General features: G+C 65.4%; 25 protein-coding genes. 17 read left to right on the top strand and 8 right to left on the bottom strand.

From position 1 onward, the window contains the following. Positions 1-82 precede the first annotated feature (82 nt). On the top strand, positions 83-1,351 hold the full coding sequence (locus AC4D2R_RS02550) for a multidrug effflux MFS transporter (RefSeq protein WP_490937168.1): 1,269 nt from the start codon (positions 83-85) through the stop codon (positions 1,349-1,351). A 17-nt stretch (positions 1,352-1,368) separates the two neighbouring features. Then, complete coding sequence (locus tag AC4D2R_RS02545; protein ID WP_490937166.1) at positions 1,369-2,394, top strand: zinc-dependent alcohol dehydrogenase family protein; 1,026 nt, start codon at positions 1,369-1,371, stop codon at positions 2,392-2,394. Positions 2,395-2,773: 379 nt separating this feature from the next. Here AC4D2R_RS02545 and AC4D2R_RS02540 read toward each other — a convergent pair whose 3' ends face one another. Further along, entirely contained in the window at positions 2,774-4,141 is a 1,368-nt protein-coding gene (locus AC4D2R_RS02540; RefSeq protein ID WP_490937164.1) for an MFS transporter, read from the bottom strand. Further along, complete coding sequence (locus AC4D2R_RS02535) at positions 4,138-4,635, bottom strand: winged helix-turn-helix transcriptional regulator (protein ID WP_490937162.1); 498 nt, start codon at positions 4,633-4,635, stop codon at positions 4,138-4,140. The genes AC4D2R_RS02540 and AC4D2R_RS02535 overlap by 4 nt, the downstream gene beginning before the upstream one ends. 304 nt (positions 4,636-4,939) lie before the next feature. Here AC4D2R_RS02535 and AC4D2R_RS02530 point away from each other — a divergent pair, with 304 nt between their 5' ends. The 6 genes from AC4D2R_RS02530 to AC4D2R_RS02505 all read left to right on the top strand — a co-directional run bounded on the left by AC4D2R_RS02530 (position 4,940) and on the right by AC4D2R_RS02505 (position 11,216). After that, positions 4,940-5,761 carry an ABC transporter substrate-binding protein gene (locus AC4D2R_RS02530; protein WP_490937160.1) on the top strand — a complete coding sequence of 274 codons (822 nt, stop codon included), beginning with the start codon at positions 4,940-4,942 and terminating at the stop codon, positions 5,759-5,761. Positions 5,762-5,834: 73 nt separating this feature from the next. Beyond that, positions 5,835-6,671: an amino acid ABC transporter permease gene (locus AC4D2R_RS02525; protein ID WP_490937158.1), complete on the top strand. Its 837-nt coding sequence runs from the start codon at positions 5,835-5,837 to the stop codon at positions 6,669-6,671. Between the two features lie 2 nt (positions 6,672-6,673). Beyond that, positions 6,674-7,504, top strand: coding sequence for an amino acid ABC transporter ATP-binding protein (locus AC4D2R_RS02520; RefSeq protein ID WP_490937156.1), 831 nt, complete (start codon positions 6,674-6,676; stop codon positions 7,502-7,504). 86 nt (positions 7,505-7,590) lie between these two features. Continuing rightward, entirely contained in the window at positions 7,591-9,033 is a 1,443-nt protein-coding gene (gene lysA, locus AC4D2R_RS02515; protein WP_490937154.1) for a diaminopimelate decarboxylase, read from the top strand. A 133-nt stretch (positions 9,034-9,166) separates the two neighbouring features. Continuing rightward, the gene (locus tag AC4D2R_RS02510; protein ID WP_490937152.1) at positions 9,167-10,105 is read left to right on the top strand and encodes a MurR/RpiR family transcriptional regulator; all 939 of its coding nucleotides are present in this window, start codon (positions 9,167-9,169) and stop codon (positions 10,103-10,105) included. A 145-nt stretch (positions 10,106-10,250) separates the two neighbouring features. After that, positions 10,251-11,216: a DUF368 domain-containing protein gene (locus AC4D2R_RS02505; protein WP_490937150.1), complete on the top strand. Its 966-nt coding sequence runs from the start codon at positions 10,251-10,253 to the stop codon at positions 11,214-11,216. Between the two features lie 58 nt (positions 11,217-11,274). Here AC4D2R_RS02505 and AC4D2R_RS02500 read toward each other — a convergent pair whose 3' ends face one another. From AC4D2R_RS02500 to AC4D2R_RS02490, 3 genes are all read right to left on the bottom strand, one after another. Continuing rightward, on the bottom strand, positions 11,275-11,775 hold the full coding sequence (locus AC4D2R_RS02500) for a MarR family winged helix-turn-helix transcriptional regulator (RefSeq protein WP_490937148.1): 501 nt from the start codon (positions 11,773-11,775) through the stop codon (positions 11,275-11,277). A 172-nt stretch (positions 11,776-11,947) separates the two neighbouring features. Further along, a complete protein-coding gene (locus tag AC4D2R_RS02495) occupies positions 11,948-12,523 on the bottom strand; it encodes an NADPH-dependent F420 reductase (protein WP_490937146.1) in 576 nt (191 codons plus the stop codon). Between the two features lie 164 nt (positions 12,524-12,687). After that, entirely contained in the window at positions 12,688-13,884 is a 1,197-nt protein-coding gene (locus tag AC4D2R_RS02490) for a TerC family protein (RefSeq protein ID WP_490937144.1), read from the bottom strand. 198 nt (positions 13,885-14,082) lie between these two features. Here AC4D2R_RS02490 and AC4D2R_RS02485 point away from each other — a divergent pair, with 198 nt between their 5' ends. Genes AC4D2R_RS02485 through mnhG form a run of 6 tightly spaced genes read left to right on the top strand, consistent with a single transcriptional unit; the run spans position 14,083 to position 20,356 of the window. Beyond that, positions 14,083-17,085, top strand: a complete 3,003-nt coding sequence (locus AC4D2R_RS02485) for a Na+/H+ antiporter subunit A (protein ID WP_490937142.1) — start codon at positions 14,083-14,085, stop codon at positions 17,083-17,085. After that, complete coding sequence (locus AC4D2R_RS02480; RefSeq protein ID WP_490937140.1) at positions 17,082-17,579, top strand: Na(+)/H(+) antiporter subunit C; 498 nt, start codon at positions 17,082-17,084, stop codon at positions 17,577-17,579. The genes AC4D2R_RS02485 and AC4D2R_RS02480 overlap by 4 nt, the downstream gene beginning before the upstream one ends. Then, entirely contained in the window at positions 17,576-19,186 is a 1,611-nt protein-coding gene (locus AC4D2R_RS02475; RefSeq protein ID WP_490937138.1) for a Na+/H+ antiporter subunit D, read from the top strand. The genes AC4D2R_RS02480 and AC4D2R_RS02475 overlap by 4 nt, the downstream gene beginning before the upstream one ends. After that, positions 19,183-19,731 (top strand): Na+/H+ antiporter subunit E, encoded by a 549-nt coding sequence (locus tag AC4D2R_RS02470; protein WP_490937136.1) that lies wholly within the window; start codon positions 19,183-19,185, stop codon positions 19,729-19,731. Before AC4D2R_RS02475 ends, AC4D2R_RS02470 begins: the two co-directional genes overlap by 4 nt. Beyond that, positions 19,728-19,985 carry an MrpF/PhaF family protein gene (locus tag AC4D2R_RS02465; protein ID WP_490937134.1) on the top strand — a complete coding sequence of 86 codons (258 nt, stop codon included), beginning with the start codon at positions 19,728-19,730 and terminating at the stop codon, positions 19,983-19,985. Before AC4D2R_RS02470 ends, AC4D2R_RS02465 begins: the two co-directional genes overlap by 4 nt. A 5-nt stretch (positions 19,986-19,990) precedes the next feature. After that, positions 19,991-20,356 carry a monovalent cation/H(+) antiporter subunit G gene (gene mnhG, locus AC4D2R_RS02460; RefSeq protein ID WP_490937132.1) on the top strand — a complete coding sequence of 122 codons (366 nt, stop codon included), beginning with the start codon at positions 19,991-19,993 and terminating at the stop codon, positions 20,354-20,356. Between the two features lie 46 nt (positions 20,357-20,402). Here the strand turns inward: mnhG and AC4D2R_RS02455 are convergent, their stop codons facing one another. Together AC4D2R_RS02455 and AC4D2R_RS02450 are read right to left on the bottom strand one after the other, a co-directional pair. Then, positions 20,403-21,005, bottom strand: coding sequence for a response regulator transcription factor (locus AC4D2R_RS02455; RefSeq protein WP_490937130.1), 603 nt, complete (start codon positions 21,003-21,005; stop codon positions 20,403-20,405). After that, positions 21,002-22,315, bottom strand: a complete 1,314-nt coding sequence (locus AC4D2R_RS02450; protein WP_490937126.1) for a sensor histidine kinase — start codon at positions 22,313-22,315, stop codon at positions 21,002-21,004. Before AC4D2R_RS02450 ends, AC4D2R_RS02455 begins: the two co-directional genes overlap by 4 nt. Positions 22,316-22,428: 113 nt before the next feature. Between AC4D2R_RS02450 and AC4D2R_RS02445 the strand changes: the two genes are divergently transcribed. Continuing rightward, positions 22,429-23,427, top strand: a complete 999-nt coding sequence (locus tag AC4D2R_RS02445; protein ID WP_490937124.1) for an ABC transporter ATP-binding protein — start codon at positions 22,429-22,431, stop codon at positions 23,425-23,427. A 43-nt stretch (positions 23,428-23,470) separates the two neighbouring features. Beyond that, complete coding sequence (locus tag AC4D2R_RS02440) at positions 23,471-24,253, top strand: hypothetical protein (RefSeq protein WP_490937122.1); 783 nt, start codon at positions 23,471-23,473, stop codon at positions 24,251-24,253. 18 nt (positions 24,254-24,271) lie between these two features. On the opposite strand, the gene AC4D2R_RS02435 is transcribed toward AC4D2R_RS02440, so the two are convergent. Then, entirely contained in the window at positions 24,272-24,607 is a 336-nt protein-coding gene (locus tag AC4D2R_RS02435) for a DUF6968 family protein (protein ID WP_490937356.1), read from the bottom strand. A 219-nt stretch (positions 24,608-24,826) separates the two neighbouring features. On the opposite strand from AC4D2R_RS02435, the gene AC4D2R_RS02430 reads away from it, so the two are divergent. Beyond that, the gene (locus AC4D2R_RS02430) at positions 24,827-25,420 is read left to right on the top strand and encodes an LURP-one-related family protein (protein WP_490937120.1); all 594 of its coding nucleotides are present in this window, start codon (positions 24,827-24,829) and stop codon (positions 25,418-25,420) included. Positions 25,421-25,544: the final 124 nt, after the last annotated feature.

Genomic DNA, 25,544 nt, shown 5'->3' with positions numbered 1-25,544 from the left:
AGACTACGGGGGCGGGGTGCTCTCTCAGTACACCTCTCAACAGGGACTCCCCGGTTTCGGCCCGCCGGGATTGACTGGTGGCGTGGTTATTTCTTCCCCATCCCTCCGGTCAAGCCCGGGCACCGCCGATCGGCTCCTGCCGACGCTGCTGCTTCTGCTGACGATCTTCGGACCCATCTCCATGGACCTGTACCTGCCGGTACTTCCCGCGCTGACGACCGGGCTCGATGCTGCCGCGTCAATGGCGCAGCTGACCGTGACGGCCTGCCTGATCGGCCTCGCCCTCGGGCAGCTGGTCGCCGGCCCGTTGTCCGACCGGTTCGGCCGTCGAGTGCCACTCCTGATCGGGCTGGTCGCGTACATAGCCACCTCGGTCCTATGCGCGGTGAGCCCAGGCATTGAACTTCTGATTCTCGCCCGTCTCGTGCAGGGGCTGGCAGGCGGGGTCGGTATCGTCATCGCCCAGGCCGCCGGCCGCGACCTGTACTCCGGTGATGCGCTCCTGCGCTACTACAGCCGAGTCACTGTCCTGAGCGGGTTCGCCGCCATCGTCGGGCCGCTGCTGGGAGGCCAGCTGGCGACCTTCACCGACTGGCGCGGACTGTTCCTGTTCCTTGCGGCGGTCGGCGTGGCGATCCTCTCGGCGATCCTGCTCGGGTTCCGTGAAACGCTGCCTCCCGCGGCGCGGATGAGCGGGGACGGTTTGCAGACCCTGCGGGATTTCCACGTCCTGCTCTCCGACCGGGTTTTCCTTGGTGCTGTCCTCCTCCAGGGCTTCGTCAACGCGGCCCTTTTCGCATATCTCAGTGGAGCGACCTACGTGCTGCAGGGCATGTACGCCCTGTCGCCGCAGCAGTACGCGCTGGCTTTCGGGCTGAACTCCGCCGGGTTCATGGTCTTCGGTTACATCGCCGGGCGCACCTCGGTGCGGTGGGGCATGCAGGGAACGCTGGTGACCGGTCTGGGTATGTGCGCGGCGGGAGCACTGGGCCTGCTGGCGGCAGGCCTCTTCAGCCTGCCGCTGATCGCGGTCATCCTGTCCCTCTTAATCCTGGTCAGCGGAGTCGCTGTCACAACTCCGCCCGCCACCACCCTCGCGCTGAGCGGATACCCGCGGATCGCAGGGACCGCGTCGTCGCTGCTGGGTATGGCCCGCTTCGCGTTCGGCGCCGTCTCCGCACCTCTGGTCGGCATCGCGGGTGCGGCAATGCTGCTGCCGTTGGGCGTCATCACCGTCGTGGCGGTTGCCCTGTCCGTGGCCGCCTACGTGGCACTGATTTTCCGCCGGACCGACCCGGCGTCCTCATCCTCAACGGCCGATCCGCTGGTTGATCGAATCGTTTCCCCCTGAAAGAAGGAGCACATCCCATGCGTGGAGTCATCATGTACGCCCCCGGCGACGTCCGGGTCGAAGAGCGCGAAAACCCGAGCATCATCGAACCAACCGACGCGATCATCAGTGTCAGCGCCGCGTGCATCTGCGGCTCGGACCTGTGGCCGTACCGTGGCATCGAAGCACTCAATGGCCCAACACCGATGGGACACGAGTACGTGGGCGTCGTTGAGGAAATCGGCAGCGAGGTGAAGAACATCAACGTCGGTGATTTCGTTGTGGGTTCATTCTTCGCCTCGGACAACACCTGCGAGATCTGCCGGGCCGGGTACCAGAGCCGCTGTGTGCACGCCGTGATCATGCGCGCCCTTGGAACCCAGGCAGAACGCCTCCGTGTCCCCTGGGCGGACGGCACGCTCGTCGCCACCCCGACCGGGCCCACCGCCGAGCAGATCCCCAGCCTGCTGGCCGCCTCCGACGTCCTTGGAACCGGCTGGTTCGCCGCTGTTGCGGCCGAGGCCGCGCCGGGGAAGACCGTGGCCGTCGTAGGTGACGGCGCGGTAGGACTGCTTGGTATCCTCGCCGCCAAGCGGCTGGGCGCGGAGCGCATCATTGCCATGAGCCGGCACGCAGACAGGCAGGCCCTCGCCCGCACCTTCGGCGCCACAGACGTCGTCACCGAACGCGGCGATGAGGGCGTGGCGAGGATCAAGGAAATGACCGGCGGGCTCGGCGCCCACTCGGTCATCGAGGCGGTCGGGACGCAGGAGTCGATGATGCAGGCAATCCGATCGGCCCGCGCCGGAGGCCACGTCGGCTATGTGGGTGTGGCCCACGACGTCGAACTGCCCGGCGAGGAACTGTTTTTCTCCGGTGTCCACCTGCACGGCGGGCCAGCGCCCGTCCGCCGGTTCCTGCCCGAACTCATCGAACTCATCATGAGCGGACAGATCAACCCGGGGAAAGTTTTTGATCTCACTTTGCCGCTAGAAAAGGCAGCCGAGGGGTACCAGGCGATGGACGAGCGCAGCGCCACCAAGGTCCTGCTCACGACAACCTGATTCATCAGCGCCCATCGCTGCAGGGGGTAACTCGGGAAGGTCGACGGGTGGGCACCCGGGCCGACGGGGGTGGGGTTCGTTCCGGGATGGACCAAACGCTGTGGCTGATTCCCGCCGGACCGGCAGACGCCTCAGGAAGTTCATCAGTCGCCGCCAGTTGCCGGCACCCTCCGTCGCCCTTGTTCAGATGGGACTCGGTGCACTGGTGACGGTGATTGCCGCACCCGTCGTAGCCCGCGGGACCATCTCGCTGGACCTTCCGATCGTCCTCTCGATGCTGTGTCTCGGATGCCTAAGCACCGGCATGGCATACATCTGGAACACGGAGATTGTCGCGGGTTGGGGAGCCACAGCCGGACCCCGGAAACCGGTTCGCTCGCTACTCGGCGAGTGCCGGCTGGTGCGGGCTTTCCTGGTTCATGGCCCGCACCTCGCGCTCGCCGTCCCTGCGGATGAGGAAGCTGATGACGGCCGCCACAGCGCAGAGCACTGCGGCTCCGAGCCACGCGATGGTGTAGTCGCCGGTTGTGTCACGGATGTAACCGGCGGCGAAGGCAGCGGCTGCGGCACCGACCTGGTGGGCCGCGAAGACCCAGCCGAAGACAACGGCCCCGTCGGCCCCGAAGGCCTGTCGGCAGATGGCAGCGGTGGGCGGCACGGTCGCAACCCAGTCCAGCCCATAAAAGACGATGAAGAAGATGATTGGGGGCTGGATTGTCGCGGCCAGAAGCGCCGGCAGGACGAACAGGCTCACGCCGCGGAACAGGTAGTACAGCGCGAGCAGCACCTTTGGGTTGTAACGGTCGGTCAGCCACCCCGAGGCGATGGTTCCGACGACATCGAAGACTCCCACAGCGGCCAGGAGTCCTGCCGCAACGGTGGTCGGCATGCCGTGATCGTGCGCAGAGGGAATGAAGTGGGTGCCGATAAGCCCATTCGTCGTCGCACCGCAGATTCCGAAACCGACCGCCAGCGCCCAGAACGTCCAGGTGCGCGAAGCGGTCCTGAGGGCGCGCACCGCCCGGACCGCCGCGTTCGCCGGCTGCCTGACGACGGACGAGGCCGGTGCGGTTTCCGGGGCGGCCGGGCGCGAGGAGTTGGGTGGGTCCGCCGTCGCGCCGTAGGGCAGCAGGCCGACCTCCTCGGGGGAATTGCGGAGCCACAGCAGGACCAGGGGGACAACCACGATCGCCCCGGCGGCGATGACCAGCGAGGCCGTGCGCCAGCTGGATACCTCAACAAGTGCCGCGATGATCGGAAGGAAGACCAGCTGGCCGGCGGCGCTGCCGGCGGTGAGGATCCCGATCACCAGTCCGCGGTGTCGAACGAACCAGGTGTTGGCAACAGTGGCTGCGAACACGAGGGCTATCGACCCGGTTCCCAGGCCGATCAGGACCCCCCAGGTCAGGAGGATCTGCCACGGTTCGCGAACGAACACGGACAGGGCGCTGCCGGATCCGATGACCAGAAGGGCGCACGAGGTGACCCTGCGGATGCCGAACCGCTCCATCAATGCCGCAGCGAAGGGCGCCGTCAGTCCGAAGAGCACAAGGTTGATGCTCACGGCCAGTGAGAGGACGCTGCGCGACCACCCGAACTCCTGCTCCAACGGCACCATCAGAACCGATGGGCCCGCACGGAACCCCGCAGCGCCGACCAGTGTCAGAAAAGCAACGCCTGCCACGATCCAGGCAGGATGGATACGCCTTCCGGCGGGCGGGGCCTCACTGCAAAAACTTGTCTTCACCCGGTCACTGCCGTGCTGAGCCGGACCGGTTCCCCGGTGCGGGCGTAGCTGACCCAGCTTGTCGTGGCTGCGGTGAGCGGCCCTCGGCATCGGTCGCATCGGTCGGCGCTGGTGGTGGGCTGCCCGCAAGTCGTATGGATGACCTCCATGTGGGCCCGGCCGGAAGGAGCTTCGAGGTAGGACTCAGCGAAGTGGATCATGGCGTTGAGGGCGGGCAGGGCTCCTTCGCCCATTTCGGTGAGGCGGTACTCGTCCCGCGTCCGGCCCGTGTGATCCACGTAGGGAGCCCTCGTGAGCATGCCGCCTTCCGTGAGAGACGAAAGACGCTTGCTCAGCACGCTGTCCGCGATTCCGGTTCGCTGTTTGATCTCATCGAATCTGCCCCCGCCGAAAAAGACCTCCCGCAGTATCAGCAGGGTCCATGGATCCCCGAGGACCTCAAGGCTCCGGGCAAGGGGGCAGTTGTCGGTCGACCAGTCAGAGCGAAGAGGCATTCCCCGATGCTAGGCGGCTTTCTTGGAGAAAGCTAGGATGGCCGAACGTTTTGGCAGGTGACGCGACCCGGACGGGGAATCGGTCTGTATCAAACTATTCTTCGAGTCGCGTTTGCAGTCGTCGCTAAATGAGTTCATACTCGATTCACGCAGGATGTGACCGCGCCCACACTTGGGCGTATGGCTCAGGCTCACGGACTCGGCAGCGCGGATACACCCGGACGATGCCGCTTTCCGAGAGGCCAGCTATCCGAACCAGTAAGCCAAGGCCGACGCATGTCCGGCCCGCTATCTAAGGAGACCCATGCAGTTGCACGGAAGGCCAAAATTCGCCGCTCTTGTCGCCATATGCGCATTAGCACTAACCGCCTGCAGTAGCGCATCGACAGCGGCCACTAACCCCTCAGCCGGATCTGCGGACGGGGTCTCGCTTGTCTCGCCGGGCAAGCTCACGGTCTGCACCCACCTTCCGTTCGCCCCCTTCCAGGTCAACGACGATTCCGGAGAGACCGTCGGGTTCGACATCGATCTGGTCAACCTCGTGGCGAAGCGCCTTGGTGCCGAAGCAGCCATCATCGACACGCCCTTCGAGGGCATTAAGTCCGGTGAAGACATGGCCACCGGCAAGTGCGACATCGCCGCCGCCGGTATGACCATCACCGATGCCCGGAAGGAAGCCATCCTGTTCTCCGAGCCTTACTTCGATGCAACCCAGGCCCTTCTGGTGCCCGAAAATTCGACCGTGAAAACCCTTGAGGAGCTGAAGGGCAAGAAGCTGGGCGCTCAGTCGGCCACCACCGGCCTCGACTACGCAAAGGCACACCCCGAGTGCGGGTGCGAGATCATCGAGTTCCAGGACCTTGCCTCACTGACCCAGGCACTGATGACCGGCCAGGTGGACGCAGCGATCAATGACCTGCCCGTGTGGACCGAAGCGTTGAAGACCAACCCCGGCAAGGCAAGCATCTCGGCTCAGTTCGATACCGGCGAGCAGTACGGCCTCGGGATGAAGCTGGGCAACAAGGAACTCAAGAAGGTCGTGGACGAGGTTCTTGCTACGGCCAAGACCGACGGAACGTACGACCAGATTTTCGAGAAGTGGATCGGCGACGTGCCTCAGAAGTGAGCTGCCTGCCCGCGGCGGCCAGCTGCCGCCGCGGGCCGACACCCTATGAAGCGCAGGCACCAGTGAGGAAACCATGAGCACACAAACCATGCACGCCACCGCAGAGGTAGCTACGCCCCGGCTGACGCGGCGGCAGAGGGCCCGCGTCTCTCTCGGCGTCCAATACGCAGTCGGGATCGCCGTCATTGCACTTCTGGCGGTCATGACGGACTGGGCAACCTTCAGTGCGGCATTCCTGAGGTTCGACATCCTTGAGCGGATGCTCCCGCGGGTGATCCTCATCGGGCTTGTGAACACCATCATCTACGCGGCGTTGGCCTTCGTCTTCGCCTTCGTCGTAGGGCTGCTCCTGGCCATGATGAGGCTGAGTTCGGTTGCAGCCTATCGGTGGTTCGCCACCGCCTACGTCGAGTTTTTCCGCGGGGTACCTGCCCTCGTCGTCCTCTTCATGGTGGCCTACGGCATTCCCAACGCATTCCCGGGCTTCCAGTTCCCCGGAGACAAGTACGGCATGGTGATGGTCGGCCTAGGCATCACCGCCGCCGCCTACATGGCGGAAACCTTCCGGGCCGGCATCCAGGCGGTGCCGAAGGGACAGTTCGAAGCTGCGCGGACCCTGGGGATGAGCCACACGCGGACGATGGCGACGATCGTCATCCCGCAGGCCTTCCGGGTCGTGATACCGCCGCTCACCAACGAGATGATCCTCCTGGTCAAGGACTCATCGTTGGTCTATGTCCTCGGGGTGACGGCCGCCCAGTACGAGCTCACGAAGTTCGCCCAGGACTTCCTGAACCGCTCCGTGAACGCCACCCCCCTGATTGTCGCCGCACTGTGCTACCTGGCAATCACCCTTCCTCTGTCCGGCCTCGTGCGCAAGCTCGAAGCCCGCTACGCGAAAGCACGTTGATCATGCCCACCACATCGACCCCAGCACCCGAGGGTGCCACAAGCTCGCACGCAATCTCGATCCGCAACCTCAAGAAGAGCTTTGGCGGCAACGAAGTGCTGAAGGACATCTCCCTCGAGATAAACCCCGGTGAAGTTGTCTGCATCATCGGCCCCTCCGGGTCGGGCAAGTCGACTCTGCTGCGCTGCGTGAACCTGCTCGAAACCCCGACGTCGGGCACTGTCCTCGTTGGTCCGGATGAGGTGACCCACCCCGACGCCGACCTGGACCGCATCCGTCGGCGCATCGGCATGGTGTTTCAATCCTTCAACCTCTTCCCGCACCTGACCGTCCTTGAGAACCTCACGGTCGCCCAGGTCAAGGTCCTCAAGCGCCGCAAAGAGGACGCGATAGCGACCGCCCGGCTCAACCTCCACCGAGTCGGCATGTCGCACAAGGAGGACTCGTACCCGACTCAGCTCTCGGGAGGCCAGCAGCAGCGCGTGGCGATCGCGAGGTCACTTTCGATGGAACCGGAGCTGATGCTTTTCGACGAACCGACGTCGGCACTGGACCCCGAACTCGTCGGGGAGGTCCTGGCCGTCATGAAGTCGCTCGCCAATGAAGGAATGACGATGGTCATTGTCACCCATGAAATGGCCTTCGCGCGTGAGGTGGCCGATCGGGTGGTCTTCATGGATGGCGGCTACATCGTCGAGCAGGGCCTTGCCATGGACGTCATCGGGAACCCACAGGAAGACCGCACGAAGTCGTTCCTCCACCGGGTCCTCAACCCGATGGTCATCGATGCGGAAGAGGTAATCCAAGAGGAGAAGCTTTCCACGGCTTCCTGACCCCTGACCGGCGCCCGGGCGATACCCGCAGGCGTGAACGCGCGGCCCGTTGAATTGCTGAAGACCGGAACGAGGCAGGAACAGACATGACGATTGAAGAGACGATGACGGCGGCTGCGTCGCCGTTGGCGCCCCGGTGGCTGGGGGTTCCCGCCGACCTGAATGCCCTCCCTTCCAAGGTCTGGGCGAGCACCGTGAGCCGGTCGGCATCGGGGGAGTTGCAGGTGGGCGGTGTCGGTGTCTCGGAACTGGCAGGTGAGTTCGGTACCCCTGCCTACGTCATATCCGAGGACGACTTTCGAAGGCGCGCGCGGGCATTCCTCACGGCGTTCAATGAGGCTTTCGAACCGCTGTGCGGCGGGGTTGAGGTCTACTACGCCGGCAAGTCATTCCTGTGTGTCGAGGTTGCGCGATGGGCGGTCGACGAAGGGCTGCGGCTTGATACCTGCTCCGGCGGGGAGCTGGCCCTCGCGGCCCGGGCCGGCATCGAAGGTTCGAAGCTGGGATTGCACGGTAACAACAAGTCCGACGCCGAATTGGTCCGTGCGCTCGACATGGGAGTGGGCCGGATCGTCGTTGACAGCCTTCAGGAACTCTCGCGCGTGGGAGAACTCGCCCGGGAGCGGGGCGCCACTGCTCCTGTTCTGCTGCGGCTTACGCCCGGCGTGCACGCCGAAACCCACGAGTTCATTGCGACAGCCCACGAGGACCAGAAATTCGGCCTCTCGATGGCCTCTGCCGAGGGGCGCGTCTCCGCGGCCGAGACCGCCGTAGCCGCGGCCCTGCAAAATCCGGGCGTGCAGCTCCTGGGGATTCACTGCCACATCGGCTCGCAGATCTTTTCCCCCGAGGGCTTCGCCCTCGCCGCCGAACGGCTCCTGGACTTCATCGCCGAGATGCGCAGGATCCACGGCATTGTGCTGAACGAACTCGACCTGGGCGGGGGATACGGCATCGCCTACACCGAGGCCGACCACCCTCAGGAGATCACCGATGTTGCCCGGGCCATGGCCCGCGTCGTCGCCGACTCCTGCGCCCGCCTTGGCATTGAGATCCCGAGGATCTCCATTGAGCCCGGCCGCGCTGTCGTCGGCAGCTCCACCTTCACCCTGTACGAGGTGGGGACGCTCAAGACGAACTACGTCGAGCGCGGATCCGGCGTATATCCCCGGCGGTACGTCTCCGTCGACGGAGGAATGAGCGATAACCCGCGCCCCCTCTTGTATGGTGCCGACTACTCCGCAAGCCTGGCTTCCCGCACCTCGGACGCCAGCCCCGCTCTGTCCCGGGTGGTTGGCCGGCACTGCGAGAGCGGGGACATCGTGGTCCGCGATGCCTATCTTCCGGCCGATCTCGAACCCGGGGATCTCCTTGCAGTGCCCGGCACCGGGGCATACTGCTGGGTTCTCTCAAGCAACTACAACTACACGCCCCGCCCTCCGGTCGTCGCCGTCTCAGGTGGGCGCGCCCGCCTGATTGTTCGGGGAGAAACCGAGGAAGACCTCTTCCGGCGCGACATATGGGCCTGAAAAAGTCCGGCCGTCCGATCCACCACTTTCCTTCCTGATTTTCGGTCCGGAAGCGGGGGCAGGAAAGTACCATTGCTTCCAGTTCCGGTCGGCACGGCCAGTCATCGAACGGATGCATTTACGGAGGTAAGGCATGTCCGACCAGGGAGCGGCCGCGGGGCTTCCCGTGTTCGAAAGCATCCGGCGTCAGCTGTCCGAGATGTCGGCCGCGGAGCGCAAGGTGGCACGGACCCTGCTCGGCGGGCCGGCCGCCACCGGGCTCGCATCATCAACCAAGCTCGCACGCCTTGCGCAGGTGAGCGGGCCCACAGTGATCCGCTTCGTCAACCACCTCGGCTATGGCACCTACGCGGAGTTCCAGGAGGCGGTGAAGGTCGAGGTGGTCGCGCGTGTGACGACGCCGGTCGAGCTGTACCCCGAGGCGCACAGCGCCGCGGGGAGTGAGCTCCACGACTTCTCGGCCACCCTCAGTTCGGCGATCTCGGACACGATGAACCGGTTGTCCTCCGAGGACATCAACGCGGCGGCGAACCTTCTGGCCGACCCTCGCCGTAAGGTGCTCGTCTTCGGCGGATGGTTCAGCTCGTCCCTGGCCCGGCACCTGTCCGCCATGCTTCAGGAGCTGCGGCCGGGGGTTGAATTCGTGGACGAAGCACGCACCCGGCGTGTTGCGGCACTCTGCGATGCCGACAAACGCACGACGGCGGTTGCCTTCGACTTCCGTCGCTATGAGGCCGAGACCGAAAAGCTTGGAAGATCGCTCGTCGAACAGGGCGCCAAGCTCATCCTCTTCACCGACCCCTGGCTGTCTCCCTTAGCTGACGTGGCAAGTGCGGTCCTCCCGGCATCGGTGGGAACTCCAAGGCCATTCGAGTCCTACGTGTCCAGCCTGGCGGTGGTGGAAGCCCTGACGTCACGCGTGGTCGACCTGACGTCCGACTCTTCCCGGGCCAGGTTCGAACGCTTCGGCTCCTTCGTTGACACACTGGTTCCGCACTGGGAATACCGGCGGGAGGTCGAGGAGACAGCCGCGGCGGGTACGTCAGTCAGGGGAAGGGCCGCAGAGGTCTGAGGATGGCCTCGGCGAACCCGGCGGCGGGGCGGAAACATTGGAGGCCCGCTGATCAGGTCACGATCGCCTATCGATCGGGTTGGAAAAGCAGCGGTCAGGCCCAGCGCGGTCGGGTGGATCCATCCCAGTTGCTAGCGTTGAACCAATGACTTCCCCGAGTTCAGGTGTTGTGACGCCTCCGAAGACCTCCGTCCGTTCGAGCCTCGCCAACGCGTTGCGCGGTGCCCTGATCGGTCTGGTGGAGCTTGTTCCGGGAATCTCTGGCGGTACCGTTGCGCTCGTCCTGGGGGTATTCGACCGCCTGATCTCTTCGGCCAACCACCTCATCGGCGGACTCCTGCGGATCATGGTGAAGCGTGAGCGAAACAGTGCCAGACGCCTGTCCGCAGGTGTCGAGTGGTCGCTGATTCTGCCGCTGGTCGGCGGCATGCTCGTGGCCCTGTTCCTCCTGTCCGGACCGCTGCACACCTTCATGGAGACACAGCCGACGATCTCCAGCGCTTTGTTCCTCGGGATGGTGGCGGCGAGCCTGCTGGTGCCGATCACCATGGCCAGGGAGGCGGGACCCTCCACTACGGTCGCCAAAGTGGTCGGGCCCGTCGTCGTACTCGTGGTTGCTTCGGCCGTGTTCTGGCTCTTGGGCCTGCCCACGGCGCAGGTAGAGGATCCCGCTGGCTGGGTTCTGGTTCTGAGCGGGGCAGCTGCGGTCTGTGCCCTGGCTCTCCCCGGGCTCTCGGGCTCCTTTATCCTGCTGACCTTCGGCATGTATGAACCGACGCTCGAGGCTGTCAGCACGCGGAACGGCGGTTACCTGGCACTTTTCGTGGCCGGTGCTGTCCTTGGACTCGTCTCCGTGGTCCAGGTCCTCGCCTACCTCCTACGTGCCCATCGCCGCGCCACCCTCTTTGTGGCCATAGGCCTGATGCTCGGTTCACTGCGGGCACTGTGGCCCTGGCAGGAGAACAGCGCGCTCCTGCCGCCAGGCGAATCGTGGGCCGGACCGCTACTCGCCTGCCTGGGGGGTGCTGCCCTGGTCCTGCTCCTCTGGTGGCGGGACCTTCACACCACACGGACTGCTGTGAAAATTGGCGGGGAGAAACGGGTCCTCTGACCACATCCAAAACCTGCGTCCGCAGTGCGGGGAGCAGGCCGTTGCCCGGAGTGGGGTGTCATCCGACCGACGGTTTTTCCGGCCGGTACATCGGGGCCATTGTGCCGAGCGGATCCATCCGATGCAGCATTGCGTCGGTGATTGCCGTGAGTTGGGAGAGCTGATCCGGGGTCAACGCGTCGATGACGTTCTGGCGCACGTTGGCCACGTGTCCGGGCGCCGTAGCTACGACTTTCCGCCGGCCCTCGCTCGTCAGCCTGGCATTGGTGGCCCGCGCATCCTCGGGGCAGGGGAACCGCTCCACCAGACCCCGGGCCTCCAGGCGCCGCACCACGTGGGAGAGGCGGGGCAGTGTCGCGTTGGTCTGAGCGGCCAGCGTCGTCATGCGCAGGGTTTCCCCGTCGGCTTCCGAGAGCATCGCAAGCACGTAGTAGTCGAAGTGCGTAAGGTTCGCGTCCCGGCGCAGCTGGGAGTCAAGTACCCCTGGCAGCAACTCGACGACGGCCACAAGCCGTTTCCAAGCCGCCAGTTCATCATCCGAAAGCCACAGCGTATCCACAGGACCATCCTCCCAAACAACCGTCAACCGCCGAGCCCAACGTCGGCCCCGGTGGCCGTCTCGGCGGTATCGGTGACAAGTGAGACCACGCTCGCCCGCGGGTGCGGGCTGGGCGGCGGGACACAACAGCCGCCGCCCAGCGCTCCGGGAGTGATCGCCACGGTGGCGGGGGTCAGGCCTGTACGGCGAAGCCGCCGCTCCAGGAGATCTTCTCGCCGGCTGCAAGGGTGATCTGCAGGAAGCCGAGCGCTTCCAGCTCCCGGGCGCGGCGCAGCGAGCCCGCATCGATCGCCTTGAGTCCGCCTGCGGTCACGATGTCGGCGAGCTGGGACTTCGCGTCGGCGTCGTCTCCGGCAATCAGCACAGTGGTGGGCACTCCGGCGACGGTGCCCTCGGCCAGCGTTGCGGCGAAGTTGGTGTTGAAAGCCTTGATGACGCGCGAATCAGGAAGCGCGGCCTGGATTTCCGCTGTCGCGGAGGAGTCCGCGGGCACCGTGAGGGAGTCGAAAGTCTCGAAATCCATCGGGTTGGTGAGGTCGACGACGACCTTGCCGGCCAGCTGCCCGCTGCGCTGGGCGAGCACTGTGCTGACGGCGGGGTAGGGAACGGCCAGGACAACGATGTCGCCCGTTACCGGCCTATCGGTGTCGCTGCTTCCGAAAACTTCGACTGTGTTGCCGCCCTTTTCGACGATGCTGGCGATGGCCGGGCCCATGTTGCCCCTGCCGAGGATGCTCACGGTGGTCATGTCGATCTCCTTCGAGTTGGCGCATCAGTTGATGCTTCAAGTAAACTATCAGTTGTTAGTTGTAGGTACAACAGTTTCGGGCTGATCGCGTTTCACCGGTCGGCGGGAGTGCGGCACGGCAGGCACCCGCCGCGTCCCGGCAGCTCGGTGGGGGAGACCCGGTCCTACCGGCCGGGTTCGCGGGCGAGTGCCTTGTCATGCTCGATGTGGGCGCTGCGGATGAGGTCCATGAATTCGGTTTCGTTCCGGATCAGGCGCTTGTACTTCTCGGGAAGCTTCCGGATTTCCTGCTCCTCGGCGCAGAGCTTGGCGTAGATCCGCTCCCGCTCCACGATGTCCGTCTCGTAGTTGAGGTCGAGGTAGTCCGTCGCGTGGCGTTTGGCGCCGGAGACGGCGTTCTTGGCCTTGCCCTTGGGGCTGTAGATCGAGGCGAGGACGGTCACCACGAGTACTCCCAGGATGACGGTGAGGGACACCCCGGTGGTGACCTCCACAACGGGCACCTTCTCGCCGTCATTGATGAACGGAAGGTTGTTTTCATGAAGGGCGTGAAGGATGAGTTTGACCCCGATGAAGCCAAGGATGACGGCGAGGCCGTATGAGAGGTAGATCAGGCGGTCCAGGAGGCCGTCGATCAGGAAGAAGAGCTGCCGCAGGCCCATCAGGGAGAACGCCGTCGCGGTGAAGACGATGAACACGTTCTGCGTCAGGCCGAAGATCGCAGGGATCGAATCCAGGGCGAAGAGGATGTCCGTTCCGCCGATGGCGATCATGACCAGCAGCATCGGGGTCAGGACCCGCTTACCGTTCTCGATGGTGAACAGCTTGTCGCCGTCGTAGTGCTGTGAGGCCGGCAGGAAGCGCCGGGCCAGGCGCACCATGGCCGGTTCGGCGTCCGCGTCATGGCCGCCCGGCTTGAGCAGGTTCCCGGCGGTGAGCAGCAGGATCAGCCCGAAGATGTAGAACACCCACGCGAAGGAGTTGATCAGGGCCGCACCGAGGAAGATGAACGCGGTGCGGGCGATGAGCGAGAACACGATGCCGAACAGCAGCACCTTCTGCTGGTCCGCACGCGGCACCCTAAAGCTGGCCATGATGATCAGGAACACGAAAAGGTTGTCCACCGAGAGCGCTTTTTCGGTGACATAACCGGCGAAATACTCGGTTCCCATTGTTGGCCCGCCGAAGATCAGCACGCCCACGCCGAACAGCAGGGCGATCCCCACATAGATGGAGGACCAGATTGCCGACTCCCGCAGGCTGGGGGTGTGGGCCTTGCGGACGTGGAAGAAGAAATCGAAGACAAGCAGGCCGACAATCCCAATGACCGTCACGATCCATACAGAAGTGGGTACATCCATCCGGAGTCTCTCCTTTGCCAGGCGCAGGGTTCCTTCAGCGCAGGTTTCGCTCCAACGATACTGGGACGCACCCGGACCCATCCCGAAGCGTTGCCGACATGACGGAGCCGGGCTCTTCGGCTCCGGCCGGGGGCGGGTTTGCCCCAGCACGGTAAGCTTAAAACTCCTGACCATCCCCAACCGGAAGGCCACGGACTCGTGCTGATCATCCTCCTGGTGCTGTTTGTGGGCGCACTCATTGCGCCCCTGTTGTTCCGGCGCTTCGGACGGTCGGCTTTCTTTATTCTTGCCGCTCTTCCGGGAGCGTCCTTTATCTGGCTGATGGCGACCTACCGCCAGTACACGCAGGCCGGGCAGGGCCTGCCCGCAGGCATGCCCAATGCCCCGCCCTCGGTCACGGTTCCCTGGGTTCCCAGCCTCCAGCTCGAACTGGCGTTCCACATTGATGCCCTCGCGGCCGTGCTCTGCATCCTGATTCTCGGCATCGGCGCGCTCGTCCTCCTTTACTGTGCGAGGTACTTCAAGGAGGACGACCCCGACCTTGGGGCGTTCGGGGCGCAACTTCTCGCCTTCGCCGGTGCCATGTTCGGACTTGTGACCGCAGATGACCTGATCCTGATGTTCATCTTCTGGGAACTCACCACGATCCTGTCCTACCTGCTGATCGGGTATTCACGTCACCGGCTCTCGGCCCGCAGGTCGGCCCTGCAGGCACTTATCGTCACCACCTTCGGTGGACTGGCGATGCTCGTGGGCCTCGTCATTCTTGGTCAGGAGGCCGGCACCTACCGCATTTCCGAGATCCTGGCGGGAGCGGACGCGCTGGCCGCCCGCGGAACGCTCATCGACGTCGCCATCGCACTCGTCCTGGTCGGGGCCATCACCAAGTCGGCCCTCGTGCCGTTCCACTTCTGGCTGCCCGGCGCCATGGCGGCGCCCACCCCCGTCAGCGCCTACCTCCATGCCGCAGCGATGGTCAAGGCCGGAGTGTTCATCGTGGCCCGCTTCGCGCCCGGCTTCAGTGACACTGCCTTCTGGCATCCGGTGGTCATGACGCTGGGCATGCTGACAATGCTGGTCGGCGGCTGGCGTGCGCTGCGTCAGTCCGACCTCAAACTGATCCTCGCCTACGGAACCGTCAGCCAGTTGGGGTTCCTCACCATGGTGGTCGGGCTTGGCGGGCCTGACGGTGCCCTTGCCGGCCTGGGGCTCCTGCTGGCCCACGGCTTCTTCAAGGCCACGCTTTTTCTTGTGGTTGGCATCATTGACCACACAACGGGCACTCGTGACATCGGGAAGCTGTCCGGGGTGGGGCGCTCAGCGCCGATCCTCGCAGCCACGGCGGTAATCGCCGCTGCCTCGATGGCGGGGATCCCGCCCCTGCTCGGTTTCGTGGCAAAGGAATCCGTCTACGAAGCGTTCGTGCACCTAACGGACGGTGGTTCCAGCATCACCGGCGTGCTCCTCCTCGGCGGCATCGTTCTTGGATCAATCCTCACCTTCGCCTACAGCGCCCGCTTCGTCTGGGGCGGGTTCGCCGCAAAATCCGGCATGGAACCCACCGAGATCAAACGCATCCGCACGTCTCTCATTGCTGCTCCCGCCCTGCTGGCCGCGGCGACAGTGGTCTTCGGCCTCTGGCCGGCTCCGCTCAACTCCGCCATCCAGCCGTACGTGTCGCTGTTCGACGCCCCTGAGAAGCCGGTGTCGCTGGCCCTCTGGCATGGATGGACACTGGCGCTACTGCTGTCGGCCATCACCATCGCCACCGGCGTCGTCCTGTTCCTGCTGCGGGCGCGGGTCGAACGGCTGCAGGACAAGTTCCACCCGCTGATCGACGCGGAACGCACCTATCGAAGCGGTATCGGCGTGCTCGATGACCTCGCCGTCTGGGTCACCGGACGCACCCAGCGTGGTTCGCTCTCGTTCTACCTCTTCGTCATCCTGGCCACCGCCGTGGTGACGCCGCTGGCCGCCCTCATCCGGTTCGACGCACCCCTTCCCTCGAACTTTCGTGTCGCAGAATCCCCGGCGCAGCTGATCGTCGGCGCCGTCATCCTCGTGGGCATCGTCGCGGCGCTTCGCGCCAACAAGCGCTTCATGGCGGTGCTGATGGTCGGAATCACGGGATACGGGATGGCCGCCATCTACGCACTGCACGGAGCACCGGACCTCGCGCTCACGCAGATGCTCGTCGAGACGATCGTGCTCGTGGCGTTCGTCCTGGCCCTGCGTTCACTGCCGGCACGCCTGTGGAACCGGAAGGAAAGCCGGCACCGGCTGCTCCGCGCGGGTCTGGGCATCGCCTTCGGCGGGATCATGGCCGTCATCGCGATGTCGGCCATGGCCTCGAGGAACGCCGCGCCGATTTCGCTCGCCTACCCGGAACTGGCCTACAACGACGGCGGCGGGGCGAACGCCGTCAACGTCCTCCTCGTTGACATCCGTGCGTGGGACACGCTGGGCGAAATCACCGTCCTTGCGATCGCCGCCACCGGCATCGCAAGCCTGATCTTCATCCGTGGCCGCGGCGACAAGCGGCACCGGGCCGACGGTGTGGAAGACGGCTCCGTGGACCGGGGCCAGGAGCCCCTCAACGCCGGCGGCCGCGAAGCGGCAGCCCGTAAGCTGGCCGCCCGCTTCGCCGCCGTGTCCCGTGATGCCTGGCTCGTCGCCGGCCGGACCCTGGCTCCGGAGCGGCGCTCAATCATCTTCGAAGTCATCACCCGGCTGATTTTCCACACGATCATCGTGCTCTCGATCTACCTTCTGTTCGCCGGACACAACCTCCCCGGCGGCGGTTTTGCAGGCGGGCTCATGGCGGGCCTCGCCCTTGCCGTGCGGTATCTGGCTGGAGGGCGTTTCGAACTCGCTGAGGCCAGCCCCGTGAGCGCCGGAGCCCTCCTGGGCATCGGACTGGCCATCGTTTCGCTCACAGCGGCGGCGCCCCTGCTCCTCGACGGCGCGGTGCTGGAGAGCTACATCCTCGAGTTCTGGCTGCCGGTCTTCGGTGAGGTGAAGTTTGTTACCTCAACGATCTTCGATATCGGCGTGTACCTCATCGTCGTCGGCCTCGTCCTCGACGTGCTGCGCAGCCTCGGCTCGGAAATCGACGATCGCAGCGAGACCGAGAGTCCGGTGGAGGAAGCTCCGGGGGCCGAGGCTGTCGTTCCGGCCACCATCGAAGGAGGCCGTCCGTGACGATCAACATCACCCTCATCGTGCTCATGGCTGCCTTCTTTGCTGCCGGGATCTACCTGCTGCTCGAACGCAGCCTGACACGCGTTCTGCTCGGGCTGATTCTCATCGGAAATGGAGCGAACATCCTGATTCTGGCAACCAGCGGGGGAGGCGGGAGGTCCCCTCTTTACGTTTCGGGGACCGCCGCGGAGGAGTACACCGACAGCCTGCCGCAGGCGCTGATCCTCACGGCGATCGTCATCACCTTCGCCGTCACGGCCTTCATGCTCGGCATCATCTACCGCTCGTGGGTGCTGGGCCGCCAGGACGATGTGCAGGATGACCCTGAGGATCGGCGCGTCGCGGACCAGGACAGCTATGACGAAGAGGACGATGCCGACGTTCCCGCCGACACCTCTGAATTCTTCGACCCCGCCGTGAGACCCGGGGACGCACCGGACGGAGACCCCCGGCCGGTGCGCGCCACCAGGCAGCCGACGGGAGGGGACCGATGAACGTCGCCAACCTCGCTCCCCTCGCCGTGGTCCTGCCCTTCCTGGGCGCCGCCGTGACGTTCATCCTCATTCGGCATGCGCGAGCCCAGCGGGTGGTGAGCATCTCGACAGTCAGCATCACGCTGTTCATCGAAGTGATCCTGCTCCTCAACGCGCCCTCGGCCGGAACCCACGCGGTCCGGCTCGGGGGCTGGGAGCCGCCGTTCGGCATCGTGCTTGTCGTCGACCAGTTTTCCGCCCTCATGCTCGTGGTGTCCTCGGCGGTCAGCCTCGCGGTGCTCATCTATGCGGCGGGCCAGGGTATTGCCGACGGCGACGAGGACGGCCCGGTCTCGATCTTCCATCCCACCTACCTCATCCTTGTGGCCGGGGTGTCCAACGCGTTCCTTACCGGCGACCTCTTCAACCTCTACGTCGGCTTCGAGATCCTGCTGACAGCCAGCTACGTGCTCATGACGCTGGGCGGCACCGCGCCGCGCATCCGCGCGGGAGTCACCTACGTCGTCGTCAGCGTGGTGTCGTCGATGCTGTTCCTCATCGCGATCGGGATGATCTACGGCGCCACAGGCACCATCAACATGGCCGACCTCGCGGTGAAGCTCGAGGACGTCGATCCGGCGACGCAGATGGTGCTGCACCTGATGCTGCTTGTCGCGTTCGGCATCAAGGCCGCGGTGTTCCCTCTGTCCTTCTGGCTTCCGGACTCCTACCCGACCGCGCCCGCCCCGGTGACCGCGGTGTTCGCCGGGCTTCTGACCAAAGTGGGCGTCTACGCGATGGTGCGCGTCGAGACGTTGCTTTTCCCCGGTGACCGCATCAATTCGCTGCTCATGGTCGTCGCGCTGCTCACGATGGTCGTCGGCATCCTGGGTGCCCTCGCCCAGTCGGATATCAAGCGGCTCCTCTCCTTCACCCTCGTCAGCCATATCGGCTACATGGTCTTCGGGCTGGCCATTTCAACGCGCATCGGCCTGGGTGCGGCCGTGTACTACGTGGCACACCACATCATCGTGCAGACGAGCCTGTTCCTCGTGACGGGGCTGATCGAACGCCGCGGCGGCACGGCCAACGTCGACCGCCTCGGCGGACTCGCGAAGCTCTCCCCGATCCTTGGCGTCCTGTTCTTCCTGCCTGCGATGAACCTCGCGGGAATCCCGCCGTTCTCGGGCTTCCTCGGGAAACTCGGACTCATCCAGGCGGGCGTGGAGCTGGGAACACCGCTGGCCTTCGTGCTTATCGCCGGGGGAGTGGCGACAAGCCTGTTGACGCTGCTTGTCATGGCACGTGTCTGGAACCGTGCGTTCTGGCGGACGCCGGAGGACGCAGAGAACCCCGATCCCATCCTGCTGGCGAGCAAGGCCGACGGCTCGCGGGTGGGAACCTCGCGGCATGTCAACCGGCAGGGCACCGGCCGCTTCGCCGGAAGGGATGCGGTGACGCTGCTTCCCGCCACCATGACCGGGCCGACCATCGGTCTCGTGGCGCTCGGGCTGGCCCTCACGGTCCTTGCCGGCCCGCTCTTTGCCCTCAGCGACAGCGCCGCGCAGGAGATGCTCGACCGCACCCCGTACATCGAGGCCGTCCTGGGCGAGGGGGCCGACGAGTGAGCCGCCAGCGCATTCCCCTGATCACCGAGCTTCCCCTCGTCATCTGGCTCATCCTCGTCTGGGGTGCGCTCTGGCAGGATTTCAGCCTCGGAAACCTCGCCTTCGGCGCGATCATCGCCTACGCCGTCGTGAACTTCTTCTACCTGCCGCCTGTCGAACTCTCCGGCCGGTTCAGCGTGCCGTGGGCCGCATTGTTCCTTGGACGCTTCCTCTACAAGCTCGTGACGGCCAGCATCCAGGTGTTCTGGCTCGCCGTGGTCAAGGGACCCTCACTGCACAACGCCGTCATTGCCGTGCAGCTGCGCAGCCATTCGGACTTCCTTGTCACCGCAACGGGCCATGCCATCTCCCTCATCCCCGGCTCCCTGGTGCTCGAGGTGGACCGCTCGACCTCGACGCTGTACCTGCATTGCCTGAATGTCACTACCGATCACGACGCCGAGGCCGTCCGCCGCGATGTCCGCGCCACTGAGGCCTGGCTCATCCGAATGATGGGCACCCGCGCCGAACTGAACAGCCTCAGGGCCGAGGAGGTCCGACGATGACCGCGGTGATCTATGTCGTGGGAGGGATACTTTCGGTGGCGGCGGCCCTCACGCTGTACCGGGTGGTGCGCGGACCTTCCATCCTCGACCGCGTCCTTGCGCTCGATGTTCTTCTCGCCATCATCGGCGCGGCCCTGGTGCTCAACATGGTGGTGAACCGGCACCTCGACAACCTTGTCCTCCTCGTCGCCATTTCCCTGATCGGCTTCATCGGTTCGGTCACTGTGTCCCGTTTCGTCACGGACAGGAAGTAGCGCCCATGATCAGCGATGTCATCGTCTCGATCCTCCTGATCGGTGGAGCCCTGATGTCCCTGGCCGCGGGCATCGGCCTTGCGCGGTTCCCCGATCTCCTCTCGCGCATGCACGCCGGGACGAAGCCGCAGGTCCTTGGCCTGCTCCTGTTCCTGCTGGCGCTCGCGGTCGAGATCGAAGGATGGCTGTTTGTGCCGGTGCTCGTGCTCTGCTGGGTGTTCCAGCTGCTGACCAGCCCGGTCTCAGCGCACATGGTGGGCCGGGCGGGGTATCGCACCCGGCACCTCCGGCGGGACCTGCTCACCGTCGACGAGCTCGACGACATCGTGAACCGGGCAGCCGACGCCGATCCCCGCCCGCACCGGGAGTAGACGGCCGGGGCGGGAGCGGCCGACGCCCCCGGCGGCAGCAGGCCTGTCAGATCCAGCCCTGCTGCCACGCGATCGCCGCTGCCTCATGGCGTGACGGCGCGTCGAGCTTGGTCATGGCGGAGGAGACGTAGTTGCGCACCGTTCCCGGTGCCAGGTGCAGCTCCCGGGCGATTGTCTGAAGGCTGGCGCCCTGCCGCCCGTGGCGCAGCACGTCGAGTTCGCGTGAAGTCAGCGGGCAGGCATCCCCGGTCAAAGCGCTCGCGGCAATGTCCGGGTCGACATAGCGGCGGCCGGCCGCGACATCACGGATGACCTCGGCCAGCTGGCCAGCGGGAGTCGATTTCGGGACGAACCCTGAAACCTTGCTCGCCAGCGCCCGGCGCAGCACCCCCGGACGGGCATGCCGGGTGACGATGACGACGCGCGTCGCCACCGACCTCAGGATCTCCTCGGCGGCGTAGATGCCGTCCGTCGGCGGCATCTCCAGATCGAGCACGCACACGTCCGGTGCATGCTCCCTGGCAAGGCGTACCGCGTCCGTTCCATTGTCGGCACTGGCCACCACCTTGAGGTCCGGTTCCAAGCCCAGCAACGCCTCAAGGGCGCCGCGGATCAGGTGTTCGTCGTCGGCGAGAACCACCCGGATCACGGCCGCGCCTCCCCTGCGGCGGTGCGCGGGACGGAAGCACCCGGCACTGAAGCACCCGGAAGGGCAGCACGGCCATGGCGGGGAACGGTTGCGGTCAGCACGAAGTCCCCGCCGCGGCGCTGCGCAGCAATGCCGCCTCCGACGGTTTCGAACCTCTGGCGCAGGCCGTCGATCCCGGACCCGCCGGGGCGCGGGATCTCCTCGCCCAGGACGCCGTCGTTCGTGACAGTGAGGGCGAAGTTGTCCCTGGAGCGCTGGAGCCTGAGTGCAACGGCCTTGGCCTCGCTGTGGCGCAGGATATTCGTCGTGGCCTCACGGATGACGAGCCCGAACAGGGTCCGCTCCTCGGGAGGAAGCCCTTCGGCGTCAACCTCCACCGAGCAGTCAATGCCGGCAGCCCGGAGGACCTCTGCCGCGTTGGCGGCTTCGGAGGCCAGGGAAACCTTCCGGTAGCCGTGGACGAGTGCGCGTGTGTCTTCGAGGGCCGTGCGCGCGAGGTGCTGAACCTCGCTGATCTGGGTGCGGGCGGCCTCCGGGTCGGCGTCGAGCAGGCGGCCCGCGAGCTCCGTCTTCAGGGCGATGACCTGCAGGTGGTGCCCCTGGATGTCGTGCAGGTCGGCCGCAAAGCGCAGCCGTTCCTTCGCGACGGCGAGCTCACAGGAAGTGCTCCGGCTGTCATCGAGGCGCACAACGATCTCCCACCACCAGATGCTGCCCACGAAGAGCAGGGGCGTCATCAGTGCATAGACCGCCGCCGGCACGAGCCCTCCAGCGTCCCATGCCGCTTCAACAACGTTGCGTCCGAGCAGGAAACCGAGTGGTCCATGGAGGACCAGGGCGGCGAAGCCGGCGCCGAGCACCCACCAGCGAAACCTGCGGCCGACGACGACGGAGAGCGCATTTGCCGCAATCCAGAGCGGCAGCCCACCCACCCAGAGGGTGTGCGGTTGGAAGAGGCAGATGACCCAGAGCGCGGCGGCGGGAAGCAGGAGCCACAGCGTGTAGCGCTGTTCGGGCAACCCGCCCCCCAGCCCGCTCCGGAAGAACCAGCAGTACCGCGTCAATGCCGCGATGGCAGTGACAACCAGGGCGACGATCAGGAGGTCGAACAGCTGCAGTTCGTCGTCACCGCCGTCGAGCATGATCAGTGTGGCAACGACACTGACGAAGACGCTGTAACCGACGATCGAGCCCACCGTGTAGCGCCAGGTGGCGCGGACGCCGCGGCCCGTGTCGGAAGCGGCGCCCGTCTCCGGTGCCGCGGTCTCCACCGGATCATGCCTTCTGCCGCGAACCTTCAAGAGCACCATGACGTCCATCGTAGAACTATGACATTTGTCATGGTTCCCGCGTGCGGACCACCACGTGAAGAGGTGACGTGGAGCCACTGACGCCCCGTCCGGTGGTCGGCGAGTATAGAGGAGTGACCACCTCATCCAACGCCCCGACAACTAATTCATCCACAGACCTCCCCGCCGAACCCCTCGACACCATCGCCGTGTCCGCCCAGGGACTCCGTTGCTCCTACGGCTCCTACGAGGCGGTGCGCGGCATCGACCTTTCGATCCGCAACGGGGAATTCTTCGCACTGCTCGGCACCAACGGCGCAGGCAAGACGACAACGATGGAGACCCTCGAGGGCCACCGCGCCGCAAGCTCCGGAACCCTCTCCATCCTCGGCAGCGACCCCTTCCGCCAAAAGTCATTGCTTCGCCCCCGCATCGGCATCATGTTGCAGGAAGCAGGCTTCGCCGACGACCTGACGGTCGAGGAGACCTGCCTGCTTTGGCTCCGGCTCTCCAGGGCAAACCCCGACGGCAAAAGCCGGGAGGAAGTCATGAGGAAAGGACTCAACCTCCTTGACCTCACCGACAAGACATCCACCAGGGTGAAAATGCTGTCCGGCGGGCAGCGCCGCCGCCTGGACCTGTTGCTTGCAACCGCCAACGAGCCCGACCTCCTGTTCCTCGACGAGCCCACCACCGGCCTTGATCCGGAATCCCGCGAACGGACGTGGGAGCTGGTGCGCGCGCTGAACGGCGCCGGGACCACGGTGGTCCTCACCACCCACTATCTCGAGGAGGCGGAAGCATACGCCGACCGCATCGCGATCATGCACGACGGCAAGATCACCGTCGCGGGCACGCTCGCCGACGTGTTGTGTCGCGAACCAGCGGCCATTTCCTTCCAGGTGGACGCCGCCGTGGACGTCCTGTCCCTCAGGAGCGTCGGTCTCTCACCGGACGTCACGCGGACCCCGGCCAGCACACAAGTCACGGTGCCGTCGCTGCACCTCCAGCAGGACCTGTGGAAGGTGCTGGGCTGGGCCGAAGAACGGCGGATCCGGCTGGATCGCCTGTCCGCTTCGGAGGCTTCCCTCGCCGCCGTCTTCCGCCGCGTGAGCCTCGGCGATGCCGCATGACCAGTCACGGACACCCAGACAATCCCGCCGCCAGGAGAGAACGATGAAAACCCTCAGGTCATCCCCGGCTTCACCAAACGCCGCGCACCAACCTTCCGCAGCGAGCCGCGTCACGTCCATCGCACTCATGGAACTGCGCATCATCTTCCGCAACAAAACCGTCCTGACCGGTGCGGTCCTCATGCCGATCGCGACGGGCGTCTACATGTTCTACATCGGTGCCGATCAAATGACTGGCCCGTCCGGGGCTGCGATCCTGGCCGGCCTCACCCTCATGATCGTCGCCCTCCTGGGCGTCTACCTGACGGCGACAACAACCCTTGCCACACGCCGCCAGGAGCTGTTCCTCAAGGGGCTGCGCAGCGGTGAGTCTTCCGACACCGTGATCTGGCTGGGTATGCTCACCCCGATTGTGGCCCTCGCCGCCGCACAGCTCGCCATCATCACCGTCGGGTTCGCCGTCGGGGGCGTTGACGCGCCAGCCCATCCCCAGGTGGTGCTCGGCGCCGCATTCGGTTTCCTGGCCCTCTGCGCATCGGCCGGCATGCTCACAAGCATCTACACTCCGTCCGCGGCGGCCGCCCAGATCACCACCCTCCCGTTCCTCGCCGTCGTCATGGGCACATTTTTCTGGACCGGGTTCGACGACGGCTTCGAGACCATCTCCCGCCTCACCCCGGGAGGCTCCCTCCAAAACCTGCTCATGGCAGGCTGGGGCGCGGAGCCGTTGAACGCCTCGGTGCTGGGTGCGGCTCTCGTGCTCATCGCCTGGATTGTGCTGCCATACGCAGTCGCCGCGAAGCGCTTCCGCTGGGAGAAGCGCTGACCTGTTGATTCGCCCTGCTTACAGGACGGCCTCTGTCCCGGTCGTAGTCGTCCGCGGGAATCTCAGGTCCGGCCCGCCGAGGAAAGACAAAGGCTCCGGGCTCAGCGACAACCTGTCACCAATCGTGACGGTGGCCAGCAGCAGTGCCTGTACTGCGTCGATTCCCAGTGCGCGCCCGTCGGGGTCTGCCAGGCCCAGATTTTCGATCCGAAACGCGCAGAACCATTCATCGGGAGCACTCCCCACTGGCTGCGGCCTGCAGATGGATACCGTGACTTCGCTTCCGTCAGCCGTCGAGAGGGACCGGGAGGCGATGACCCGGGAGGGGTCGAAGGGGTACGCGGGGGAGTTCATGGTGTTCACGGGCTCTAGTCCTATCAGGTGTTCCCGCCGGCGGCCTTGCCACGACGCGAACTCCCCGGGAGATCAGCAGTAATGATGACACCCGTGGTCTGAGATCTCCCTCCTACGGCTGACGCGCCGACATGCCGGTCACAACTACGCTTCAGGGGTCAACAAACCACCCCCATCGCACCGCAACCGGTGCGGAAGAACTCTTGAGGAAAAAGAACAATGGAATCGCTGCAACACGTCGAACGCTTCACCCTGGTGCAGAAGATCACCCTGATGGTGAACCGCTATGAAATCCGAGCGACGGATGACGCCGGCGGACCGGGCGCCCTGCTTGCCGTTGCCCAGCAGAAGCGGGCGGCATTCAAGGAACAGGTCACCTTCTACGCAGACGAAGCGAGAAGCACCCCGCTGTTCTCCTTCAAAGCGCGGCAGCGCCTTGACGTCGGGGCAACATACGACGTGCTCGACGCCGGCGGCAGGCCTATCGGCAACTTCCGGAAGGACTTCGGCAAGTCCCTCTTCCGCTCGACGTGGCACCTCGATGCCCCGGGAGTGAAGGCCGTGGGGAACGAGCGCAGCGCCGGTGTGGCGGTGGCCCGGCGGTTGTGGGAACTGACGCCGATCGCCGACTTCATCCCGTCCCCGTTCCTGTTCCACTTCGATTTCCTCGACACTGCGGGTCAGCGAATCATGACCTCGGAACGCCGTCGCTCACTCCGCGACAGCTACGTGGTGACAGTCCCCGGAAGGACATTTGACGGGCGCGTTGCTGCCGCCATGGCCGTAGCACTCGACGCACTGCAGGCGCGCTAAGCCCGGCACTGGCCGCGGCGTCCTCCAAAAGGCGTACAAGGGGCCGGTCAAGGATCATCCCTCAGGCCGGTTACCGGGCACCGCTCAAAACCTACTGTTGGAATGACCCTGCAGCAGCAGGCTC

It is taken from the genome of Arthrobacter sp. TJ-217, from assembly GCF_058269255.1.
The sequence above is the reverse complement of the archived record's forward strand: the minus strand, read 5'-3'. Positions and strand labels throughout refer to the sequence as shown.

Bases quoted from the DNA above. Each gene is read 5' to 3' on its own strand.
- AC4D2R_RS02520 (WP_490937156.1), top strand. From the start codon at position 6,674: ATGCCCACCACATCGACCCCAGCACCCGAGGGTGCCACAAGCTCGCAC.
- AC4D2R_RS02475 (WP_490937138.1), top strand. From the start codon at position 17,576: ATGAACGTCGCCAACCTCGCTCCCCTCGCCGTGGTCCTGCCCTTCCTG.
- AC4D2R_RS02530 (WP_490937160.1), top strand. From the start codon at position 4,940: ATGCAGTTGCACGGAAGGCCAAAATTCGCCGCTCTTGTCGCCATATGC.
- AC4D2R_RS02435 (WP_490937356.1), bottom strand. From the start codon at position 24,607: ATGAACTCCCCCGCGTACCCCTTCGACCCCTCCCGGGTCATCGCCTCC.
- AC4D2R_RS02525 (WP_490937158.1), top strand. From the start codon at position 5,835: ATGAGCACACAAACCATGCACGCCACCGCAGAGGTAGCTACGCCCCGG.
- AC4D2R_RS02450 (WP_490937126.1), bottom strand. From the start codon at position 22,315: ATGGTGCTCTTGAAGGTTCGCGGCAGAAGGCATGATCCGGTGGAGACC.
- AC4D2R_RS02535 (WP_490937162.1), bottom strand. From the start codon at position 4,635: ATGCCTCTTCGCTCTGACTGGTCGACCGACAACTGCCCCCTTGCCCGG.
- AC4D2R_RS02505 (WP_490937150.1), top strand. From the start codon at position 10,251: ATGACTTCCCCGAGTTCAGGTGTTGTGACGCCTCCGAAGACCTCCGTC.
- mnhG (WP_490937132.1), top strand. From the start codon at position 19,991: ATGATCAGCGATGTCATCGTCTCGATCCTCCTGATCGGTGGAGCCCTG.
- AC4D2R_RS02430 (WP_490937120.1), top strand. From the start codon at position 24,827: ATGGAATCGCTGCAACACGTCGAACGCTTCACCCTGGTGCAGAAGATC.
- lysA (WP_490937154.1), top strand. From the start codon at position 7,591: ATGACGATTGAAGAGACGATGACGGCGGCTGCGTCGCCGTTGGCGCCC.
- AC4D2R_RS02490 (WP_490937144.1), bottom strand. From the start codon at position 13,884: ATGGATGTACCCACTTCTGTATGGATCGTGACGGTCATTGGGATTGTC.
- AC4D2R_RS02465 (WP_490937134.1), top strand. From the start codon at position 19,728: ATGACCGCGGTGATCTATGTCGTGGGAGGGATACTTTCGGTGGCGGCG.
- AC4D2R_RS02545 (WP_490937166.1), top strand. From the start codon at position 1,369: ATGCGTGGAGTCATCATGTACGCCCCCGGCGACGTCCGGGTCGAAGAG.
- AC4D2R_RS02510 (WP_490937152.1), top strand. From the start codon at position 9,167: ATGTCCGACCAGGGAGCGGCCGCGGGGCTTCCCGTGTTCGAAAGCATC.
- AC4D2R_RS02440 (WP_490937122.1), top strand. From the start codon at position 23,471: ATGAAAACCCTCAGGTCATCCCCGGCTTCACCAAACGCCGCGCACCAA.
- AC4D2R_RS02495 (WP_490937146.1), bottom strand. From the start codon at position 12,523: ATGACCACCGTGAGCATCCTCGGCAGGGGCAACATGGGCCCGGCCATC.